This is a genomic window from Microbacterium sp., assembly GCF_041909575.1.
Lineage (GTDB): Bacteria > Actinomycetota > Actinomycetes > Actinomycetales > Microbacteriaceae > Microbacterium.
On the sequence record NZ_JAYRDE010000126.1, the window covers coordinates 1 to 7,763 of the forward strand.

8 protein-coding genes are annotated in these 7,763 nt (G+C 70.9%); 3 read left to right on the forward strand and 5 right to left on the reverse strand.

What is annotated here, in order from left to right; genetic code table 11:
- Window positions 1–296, reverse strand: a 296-nt coding sequence (locus tag ACE3O1_RS13675; protein ID WP_374315945.1) for an aldo/keto reductase, incomplete at its 3' end; no start/stop codon positions are given.
- A 172-nt stretch (window positions 297–468) separates the two neighbouring features.
- Between ACE3O1_RS13675 and ACE3O1_RS13680 the strand changes: the two genes are divergently transcribed.
- Window positions 469–2,055: a stealth family protein gene (locus tag ACE3O1_RS13680; RefSeq protein ID WP_374315947.1), complete on the forward strand. Its 1,587-nt coding sequence runs from the start codon at window positions 469–471 to the stop codon at window positions 2,053–2,055.
- Here ACE3O1_RS13680 and ACE3O1_RS13685 read toward each other — a convergent pair.
- Together ACE3O1_RS13685 and rsmA are read right to left on the reverse strand one after the other, a co-directional pair.
- The gene (locus ACE3O1_RS13685) at window positions 2,003–2,920 is read right to left on the reverse strand and encodes a phosphodiesterase (protein WP_374315949.1); all 918 of its coding nucleotides are present in this window, start codon (window positions 2,918–2,920) and stop codon (window positions 2,003–2,005) included. The two genes, ACE3O1_RS13680 and ACE3O1_RS13685, sit on opposite strands and share 53 nt — an antisense overlap.
- Window positions 2,921–3,024: 104 nt before the next feature.
- Complete coding sequence (gene rsmA, locus ACE3O1_RS13690; RefSeq protein ID WP_374315951.1) at window positions 3,025–3,867, reverse strand: 16S rRNA (adenine(1518)-N(6)/adenine(1519)-N(6))-dimethyltransferase RsmA; 843 nt, start codon at window positions 3,865–3,867, stop codon at window positions 3,025–3,027.
- 82 nt (window positions 3,868–3,949) lie between these two features.
- On the opposite strand from rsmA, the gene ACE3O1_RS13695 reads away from it, so the two are divergent.
- The gene (locus ACE3O1_RS13695) at window positions 3,950–5,416 is read left to right on the forward strand and encodes a sugar porter family MFS transporter (protein WP_374315953.1); all 1,467 of its coding nucleotides are present in this window, start codon (window positions 3,950–3,952) and stop codon (window positions 5,414–5,416) included.
- Window positions 5,417–5,465: 49 nt separating this feature from the next.
- Entirely contained in the window at window positions 5,466–6,770 is a 1,305-nt protein-coding gene (locus ACE3O1_RS13700; protein ID WP_374315955.1) for an MFS transporter, read from the forward strand.
- A 20-nt stretch (window positions 6,771–6,790) separates the two neighbouring features.
- On the opposite strand, the gene ACE3O1_RS13705 is transcribed toward ACE3O1_RS13700, so the two are convergent.
- Window positions 6,791–7,153 carry a YciI family protein gene (locus ACE3O1_RS13705; RefSeq protein ID WP_374315957.1) on the reverse strand — a complete coding sequence of 121 codons (363 nt, stop codon included), beginning with the start codon at window positions 7,151–7,153 and terminating at the stop codon, window positions 6,791–6,793.
- A partial coding sequence (locus tag ACE3O1_RS13710) for a DUF6596 domain-containing protein (RefSeq protein WP_374315959.1) occupies window positions 7,150–7,763 on the reverse strand: 614 nt, incomplete at its 5' end. The genes ACE3O1_RS13705 and ACE3O1_RS13710, both read right to left, overlap by 4 nt.

The window sequence follows — 7,763 nt, forward strand, 5'->3', positions numbered from 1 at the left end:
TCCTCCCGCATCATGCGGCCGAAGTTCGTCTCGGCCGAGCCGTAGGGCGGACCGTAGTTGTTGGCGAGGTCGAAGTGCGTGATGCCCTTGTCGAACGCGTGCCGCAGCAGGGATCGCTGGTTGTCGAAGGGGATGTTGTCGCCGAAGTTCCACCACAGGCCCAGCGACACCGGCGGGAGCGTGAGCCCGGAGGTGCCCACGCGACGGTAGTCGCCCAGGTCGTAGCGGTCGTCGGCGGCGGTGTACGGGCGGTGGAGGTCTCCTCCGCCGGAGCGGTAGCGGGGCTCGTCGGTCACCGGTCCAGGCTAGCGGCGTCCGGTCGGCGTCGCAGGGCCCCCGCGGCCTGCACAGAAGCGAGATCGATGTCAAGGGCCTCGGACGAAACGTCTCCGTAATGGAGAGTGCCTAAGGTGAGACCCCCGGGGTTCCGCGTTCGGCCCCCCGCTTGCTCACGCGAAGGAGGACCCGTTGCCCGCACTCTCGGTCGTGCCGAATCCGCAGGACAGCTGGTCATCGCTCCTGCTCCGCCCCGACGTCGTCCTCGAAGCCGGACAGCTCCACCTCGTCCACGACACCGTGACGCCCGAACAGGCGCGGATCACCGACCTCCTCTACGTCGCCGACGTGCTCGAGAGCGCGGGGCTCGACGTGGTCCTGCTGCGGCACGACCGGTCCATCCCCGCCCTCGCCGTGCGCCTGGACCGCCGCAAGGACGCGATGGCCGCGCTGGCGGCGGCCGGCGAGCACGAGCCGCTCTACATCAAAACCAAGGGCCGGCCGGCGCTGCGCGCCAACGAAGCCCGGGTCCCCGCGAACACCCCGAGTGCGATGCGCGTCTACCGTCCGCGGCTGGTCCGCGGCGGCGGGCTCCGCTACGGTGCGTCGCTCGGAGCGCGCGTGGAGTTCTGGCGGTTCGGCGAGGAGATCGTCGAGGCGCCGCACGACAACGCCCTGACGCGGCGGCTGACGCCGGTGGCCGATCTGCAGCCGGCGACGGTCGAGCGCTACGGCCGCCTCTGGTCCACCGTCGACGGCATGTTCGATCCGCAGCCGCACGAGTTCACCGAAGACGTCGACATCGTCTTCTCCTGGGTGGACGGCTCGTCCAGCGCCTTCCAGCGTCAGCGCGCCGCGCGCCTGGCCGAGTACGTGGTCGGCGAGGGCGACGACGGCCCCGCACGGTTCCGCCACGTCGACGAGCTGCGCTACGCGCTGCGCAGCGTCCACATGTACGCACCGTGGGTGCGGCGGATCTTCATCGCCACCGACTCCCCCGTGCCGTCCTGGCTGCTGGACCACCCGAAGGTCACGGTCGTGCGCAGCGAGGAGTTCTTCGCCGATCCGTCGGTGCTCCCCACCCACAACTCGCACGCGGTCGAGGCGCAGCTGCACCGCATCCCCGGCCTCGCCGAGCACTTCCTGTACTCCAACGACGACATGTTCTTCGGCCGTCTGGTCGAGCCGGAGATGTTCTTCACGCCCGGCGGCCTGACGAAGTTCGTGGAGTGCGAGGTGCGCATCGGCGCGGGCGCGCCGGCGACGCACCGCAGCGGGCACGACAACGGGCTGCGGGTGAATCGCGCACTGCTGGCCGAGCGGTTCGGCCGCACGATCGTCCGCGACCTCGAGCACTGCGCGACGCCGCTGCGCCGCAGCGTCATGGCGGAGCTCGAGCAGGCGTTCCCGGACGATTTCGCGCGGACCGCGGCATCCCGCTTCCGCTCCGCCACCGACATCTCGGTCACCAACAGCCTCTACCACTACTACGCGCTCATGACCGGTCGCGCCGTCGCCACGCGGCAGCCCCGCACGCGCTACGTGCAGACCACGCTCGCGGCGTCGCTGCAGCGCATGGAGCGCCTCACCACGCGCGGCGACATCGACATGTTCTGCCTCAACGACGGCGGCGAGACCGAGGTGCCCGAACAGCTGCGCACCCGCGTCGTCCGCGAGGCGCTGGAGCGGATGTTCCCTGTGCGCGCCCCGTGGGAGCGGGCGGCACTCAGCGCGGCAGAGCAATCGGCTCGGTCGGCGCATCCGTCCGCACGCCGCTGAACGGGTCGACGCCGGCGAGCACGAGGCGGCGCTGCGCCTCGGCGGCGTCGATGTGCTCGAGCGTGCGCGGCACGTCGACGGGGACCACCGAGTGCACGACGGTGTCGGCATACAGGTGGACGAGATTGAAGGCCTGAGCGCCGTCCTGGGGGCGCGTGCCGCCGGTCGGAACGGTCAGGTCCTGGGCGTAGCAGGTCGATGACGCCACCGACACCGGGATCCCGGCGAAGGTGGCGAACGTCGAGTAGTGCAAGTGCCCGGCGATGATCGCGCGCACGTCGGTCCCGCGGAGGACCGCCGCGAACTTTCGCTGGTCGCGCAGTTCGACGCTCGCGGCGAGCGGCAGGACGCTCGGCACGGGCGGGTGGTGCATGGCGAGGATCGTCCCGAGAGGCGCCGGGGTGGCCAGCACCTCCGACAGCCACGTCAGCTGGCCGTCGCGCAGCTCCCCGTGGTGATGCCCGGGAACGGTCGAGTCGAGGGTCACGATGCGGAGGCCGTCGAGTTCGGCGACGCTGTCGACCGGCTCGGCGTCGCCGACCTGGTCGAGCAGCCCGGCCCGGAAGGTCGCCCGGTCGTCGTGGTTGCCCATGACCCAGAACACGCGCGCGCCGATGCGGTCGGCGAACGGGTCCACCAGCGCGCGCAGGTCGGCGTAGGCGCCGGCCTCGCCGAGATCGGCGAGGTCGCCGGTGAAGACGACGGCGTCGGGACGGACGCCGCTCCCCTCGATCGCCGCGAGCGCCCGGGCAAGGCGCTCGGACGCGTCCACGAGATCGAAGAGGCGTGACCCCTTCGCGCGCAGGTGCGTGTCGCTCAGGTGCAGCAGAACCCGCTCGGCGTTCGGGTACTCGGCGGTCGGCATGTCCACTCCCCGCCCCGTGGTCGAGACGGGACTTGCCGGAATGTTACCGGCATGTTTCGTCGCTCCCAGGTGAAACGCGGTGAACGCTGAGGGAACCTTTGGGGTCAGACCGCCTGCGCGATCCGGACGAAGTCGTCGATCGACAGCTCCTCGCCGCGCGCGGTGGGCGCGACACCCGCCCTCTCGAGGACAGCGGATGCCTCGGCCGCCGTGCCGCCGAGCACACCCGCGAGCGCCTGACGCAGCATCTTGCGTCGCTGCTGGAAGGCCGCGTCGACGATGCGGAAGACGGCACGCCGCTCCTCCTCGGAGCCGCGCGGCTCGGCGTCGCGCCGGAACCCGACGAGCACGCTGTCGACGTTGGGGACGGGCCAGAAGACCTGCCGCGACACCGTGCCGGCGAGCCGCCACGGCCCGTACCAGGCGGCCTTGACGCTCGGCGCGCCGTAGACCTTCGAGCCGGGAGGAGCGGCGAGGCGCTCCCCCACCTCGGCCTGCACCATGACCACTCCGCGCTGAAGCCCCGGGAACGTCTCGAGGAAGTGCAGCAGCACAGGCACCGAGACGTTGTACGGCAGGTTCGCGACGAGCACCGTGGGCTCGCCCGGCAGCACGGTGATGCGAAGGGCGTCGGCGTCGACCACCGTGAGCGCGCCGCCGGGCACACCGTGCGCGGCCGCGGTCGCGGGGAGCCGCTCGGCGAGGCGGTGGTCGATCTCGACGGCGGTGACGGATGCCCCGGCCTCGAGGATCGCGAGGGTCAGGGATCCGAGCCCCGGCCCCACCTCGACGACGCTGTCGCCGGGACGCACCTCGGCGACGTGGACGATCTTGCGCACCGTGTTGGCGTCGACGACGAAGTTCTGGCCGAGCTTCTTGGTCGGGGTGACGTCGAGATCGGCCGCGAGCGCGCGGATCTCGGCGGCTCCGAGCAGGGACACGGGCATGCATTCACTCTACGCAGTGATCGCGCGGCCACCCCGCGGGCGGAACTCGCCCGCGCGCGCGACGCGCGCTAGCGTGACGGGCATGACCGGCACCGGATCGATCCCCGCTGACGCCTTCTCGATGAGGAGCCCCTACGGCCGGAGGGCGATCGGGCTGTCGCTCGCGGCCGCGGTCGGCGGCTTCCTCTTCGGCTTCGATTCCTCCGTCATCAACGGAGCGGTCGACTCGATCTCGAAGGACTTCGCGATCAACGACGTCCTCACGGGCTTCGTGGTCGCCATCGCGCTGCTCGGCTGCGCGGTGGGCGCCATCGTCGCGGGCAACCTCTCCGACCGCTGGGGGCGCCTGCGGGTGATGTTCCTCGGGGCCGTCATGTTCTTCGCCAGCTCGCTCGGCGCCGGCCTCGCGTTCGCCGTCTGGGACCTGGCGCTGTGGCGCGTGATCGGGGGCCTCGGCATCGGCATCGCGTCCGTCGTCGCGCCCGCCTACATCGCCGAGATCGCGCCCCGTCAGATCCGCGGCGGCCTGGCATCGCTGCAGCAGCTCGCGATCACGATCGGCATCTTCGCGGCGCTGCTGTCCGACGCACTGCTCGCGGGCGCCGCCGGCGGCGCCGACAACGTGCTGTGGCTGGGGCTCGAGGCGTGGCGGTGGATGTTCATCATCGGCGTCGTGCCCTCGGCCGTGTACGGCATCCTCGCGTTCACGCTCCCGGAGTCGCCCCGGTATCTGCTCGCAAAGGGGCGCTACGCCGAGGCTCGTGAGATCTTCGCGCGACTGGTGCCGCCGGCAGACCTCGATCACACGATCCGCGACCTGCAGACCACGATCGAGACCGATCGCAAGAACGCCGGCGTCTCGCTGCGCGGGCCGGTGCTGGGCCTGCAGCGGATCGTCTGGGTCGGCATCATCCTGTCGGTGTTCCAGCAGTTCGTCGGCATCAACGTGATCTTCTACTACTCGACGAGCCTGTGGCAGTCGGTCGGGTTCGACGAGAGCGACTCGTTCACCATCAGCGTCGTGACCTCGATCGTCAACGTGCTCGTGACACTCATCGCGATCTTCCTCGTCGACCGCGTGGGACGGAAGCCGATTCTCCTCACCGGCTCGGTCATGATGGCTCTCTCCCTGGGCCTCATGGCGATCTCGTTCGTGTTCGCCGAGACCGGTGCCGACGGCGCGGTGACGCTGCCCGCGCCCTGGGGACCCATCGCCCTCATCGCGGCGAACGTGTTCGTCGTGGGCTTCGGCGCCTCGTGGGGACCGCTCGTCTGGGTGCTGCTGGGCGAGATCTTCCCGAGCCGCATCCGCGGCAAGGCGCTCGGCGTCGCCGCCGGCGCGCAGTGGATCGCGAACTTCCTCATCACGATCTCGTTCCCGGCCATGTCGTCGTGGTCGCTCCCGCTCACGTACGGCATGTACGCCCTGTTCGCCGCCCTGTCGTTCGTGTACGTGCTGCTGCGGATCCCCGAGACCAAGGGCATGGACATCGAGCAGACCGAGACGCTCTTCACGCATCGCGGCGCCGCCGCCGAGGCATCCGGCTGACCTCCTGAGCCGCACCGCGCTTCACGCGCGGCGGGCTTAGGATCGTGGGATGCCCTCATTCGGCGAGATGATCGCACCCCGCCGGATGGGCCGGGATTTCCGCTGGCTGCTCGCGTCCTCGTGGACGAGCAACCTCGGCGACGGCATCGCCCTGGCCGCCGCGCCGCTGCTGATCGCGTCGCTCACCTCGTCGCCGGTCCTCGTCGCCGCCGGGGCCATGATGCAGTTCCTCCCGTGGCTGCTGTTCGGCCTGCTGGCGGGCGCCGTCGCCGACCACCACGACCGCCGGCGTCTCGTGATGCTCGCCAACGGCATCCGCGCGGTGATCGTCGCGGTGCTCGTGGTGTTCCTCGTCACCGGACAGGCGACCGTCTGGCTCGTGCTGGCGACGGCGTTCCTCTACGGGACGGCGGAGGTCTTCGCCGACTCGGCCGGCAGCACCCTCCTGCCGATGCTGGTGAAGCCGGCCGACCTCGGCATCGGCAACGCCCGGATGCAGGCGGGGTACCTCGTGGCGAACCAGCTCGCGGGCCCGCCGCTGGGCGCGTTCCTGTTCGCGGTGGGCTCGTTCTGGCCGTTCGTGCTGCAGGTGCTCTGCGTCGGCCTGGCGGTGCTGCTCATCTCGCGGATCTCCCGCACGCCCGTGCCGGCACGCGACGACTCGCAGCCCGAGAGCAAGGCGCACGCGATCCGGGAAGGCCTGCGGTGGCTGCGCCACAACCCGCCTGTGCGCACGCTCGTCATCATCATCCTGGTGTTCAACATCACGTGGGCGGCCCCGTGGGGCGTTCTGGTCCTCTACTCGACCGAGTACCTCGGGATGGGCCCGGTCGGCTACGGCGCGCTCACGACGGCGTCGGCGCTCGGCGGCTTCATCGCGGTCTTCGCGTTCGGCCGGCTCGAGAAGCGCGTCTCGTTCGCGACGCTCATGCGCGTGTGCCTCTCGTGCGAGGTGCTCATGCACCTGGGCTTCGCGCTCACGACGTCGCCGGTGGTCGCGTTCGTGATCATGTTCGGCTTCGGCCTGTACGCCTTCATCTGGGCGACGATCTCGACCACGGTCCGCCAGCGCCTCGTGCCGATGGAACTGCAGGGCCGCATCGCGTCGGTCAACATGGTGGGCGTCTTCGGCGGCCTCGTGATCGGCCAGTTCCTCGGCGGCCTCATCGCACAGACGTGGGGCCTCACCGCGCCGTGGTGGTTCGCCTTCGCCGGCTCCGCGGTGACCCTGCTGCTCGTGTGGCGCCCGATCTCGCACATCGCCGCGGCCAAGCCCGTGCTCGACCGCGACGCGGTCGACCGGATCGACCCCGAGGACGAGCCCGGTTCCGGCGGGATGCCGCTCCCCGACTGATCCGCGGCATCCACCGGGGCTCAGTCGTCGGCGTCCCAGGAGTGCTCGACGGTGGGCAGGATGAGCACGCGCCCGGCGAGGGCGCTCGGATGCTTCGCCATGTAGGCTGCCGCCTCCTCGATCGACTCCGCCTCGAGCAGATCGTACCCGGCGAACCATTCCTTGAACTCGGGGAACGGGCCGTCGGTGACGATCGTCCGCCCGTCGCGCACGACGACCGATTTCGCCCGATCCGGCCCGGCAACCGGCGAGCCGACGCCGACCGTGCCGGCCTCGACCCCTTCGTCGATCCAGGACTCCAGCATCCGCCGGTCCTCGTCCTGGGCGAGCGTCGCCCCGCTCGCATCGGTCATGTGGATCACGAGGTACTGCTGAGTGGTCATTCGGATTCTCCCTGGGTGGATGCCGCGAGTTCGCCGCGGCGGCGGATCAGATGGACGACCTCGGCGGAGTTCCCCGCGAGCTCGATCGCCCGGTCGTAGGCGGTTCTCGCGTCCGCGGGGCGGCCGACGCGACGGAGGAGTTCGGCGCGAGTGGTGTGGAACGCGTGGTGGCCGCCGAGGGCCTCCGCCAGGCGATCGATCATCTCCAGGCCCGCCTCGGGCGAATCGAGCTCCGACACGGCGATCGCCTTGTTGAGAGTGACGATGGGACTCGGATCGATGCGCTCCAACTCGCTGTAGAGGGACACGATCCGCGACCAGTCGGTGTCGTCGGCGTGCGAGGCGGAGGCGTGCACCGCGTTGACCGCCGCGAGGAGCTGGTAGCGCTCCATCCCCCCGCCGCCGTGCGCGGCCGCAACGGGATGCTCGCGCACGAGGGCGAGGCCCTCGGCGAGGAGCGCGCGATCCCACGCACTCCGATCCTGCTCGTCGAGGCGCACGAGCTCGCCGTCCGGGGCGACCCGCGCCGCGGCACGGGCCTCGGTGAGGAGCATGAGCGCGAGCAGGCCCGTCGATGCGGCTCGCTCGCCCGACCTCGCCGGCAGCAGGT